Origin of the sequence: Lentilactobacillus otakiensis DSM 19908 = JCM 15040 (genome assembly GCF_001434145.1) — a bacterium.
GTDB classification, from domain to species: domain Bacteria; phylum Bacillota; class Bacilli; order Lactobacillales; family Lactobacillaceae; genus Lentilactobacillus; species Lentilactobacillus otakiensis.
This window is the reverse complement of record NZ_AZED01000010.1, coordinates 1-1203: the sequence shown is the minus strand read 5'-3', so window position 1 is coordinate 1203 and position 1203 is coordinate 1. Positions and strand designations below refer to the sequence as shown.

Below are 1203 nucleotides of genomic sequence, written 5' to 3'. Positions count from 1 at the left end.
CTGCTCAACTTGCCAGAGAATATGGCATTGGGTATTCCACTGTTCATAAGTGGATCCAGGCCCAAACTCAAAACAAATCAGGTAAGTCTCCTGATGAGATTAAAGCAATGGAAAAGCGTTTAGCTGCTTTATCTGAGGAGAACGAAATCTTAAAAAAAGCCCTCGGCTTCCTTGCGCAGAGATAACCGATGTTTTTGATTATATCCAACAAGAAAGCCAAAATTACCAGGTAGCTAAGATGTGCCGAGTCCTTGGGGTTTCAAGAGCGCATTACTATCGCTATAAAGCCCACAAACCCTCAAAAAGAAGTCTGGAAGACAAAGATCTGAAACGGCGGATCTTCCGCATCTTCGTTGAGTTCAAGCAAAGATACGGGGTTATGAAGATCCAATATGAATTAAGTAAGGAACTTCAGCCCCTGCAGCGCCGCTGCAGTCCTCGCCGAGTCTCTCGACTCATGAAGGAAATGGATATTCACTCGATTATCATCAAGAAGTGGAAGGCCACCTCTTCCTCCAAACAAGCGATTAAACAGCGTCCCAATCTCCTTAAGCAGGATTTCTCCACCACCGGTTTAAATCAGAAGTGGACAACTGATATTACTTATATTCAGACTAAGCGTGATGGCTGGTGTTACTTATCAACCATCATGGATCTGCACTCGCGTCGGATTATCGGGTATTCATTTTCTAAAAAAATGGATACCAAGCTGATCATGAAGACACTTGAAAGCGCCGTTCAGAATCGGACAATTACTGAGAACCTCATCATTCACAGTGACTTAGGTACGCAGTACACCAGCGATGAGTATAACAAACGCTTAAATGAACTACATATCCGCCACTCATACAGCCGTAAAGGTTGTCCTTATGACAACGCCCCAATGGAATCCTTCCATGCTTCACTCAAAAAGGAATGTGTTTATCCAATTCCAGTTTTTGAAAATTATGAAGCGGCAGCTTCAGTCCTCTTTGAATATGTTCATTCCTTTTATAATAGGAAAAGAATTCATAGTTCACTCAGCTACCAGACCCCCTTACAGGTTGAAATCACAACGATTGCGAACCAGATGGCCGCATAATTTAATGCTTTCCATGGTTCAAATAAGTTATTAATCGAAATTAATGATTTATTTGAGCTGTGGAAGCTAAACGCGGTTCTTGATCTCTCTTAAAATCTGTCTCACGTATTGACTATAATCCA

At 41.8% G+C, this 1203-nt stretch carries 2 protein-coding genes; both read left to right on the top strand.

Translation table 11 applies throughout. From position 1 onward, the window contains the following. The coding region (locus tag FD05_RS11710; protein WP_056938581.1) for a transposase at positions 1–185 on the top strand (185 nt) is incomplete at its 5' end. Next, entirely contained in the window at positions 182–1081 is a 900-nt protein-coding gene (locus FD05_RS03755) for an IS3 family transposase (RefSeq protein WP_156401566.1), read from the top strand. The genes FD05_RS11710 and FD05_RS03755, both read left to right, overlap by 4 nt. Positions 1082–1203: the final 122 nt, after the last annotated feature.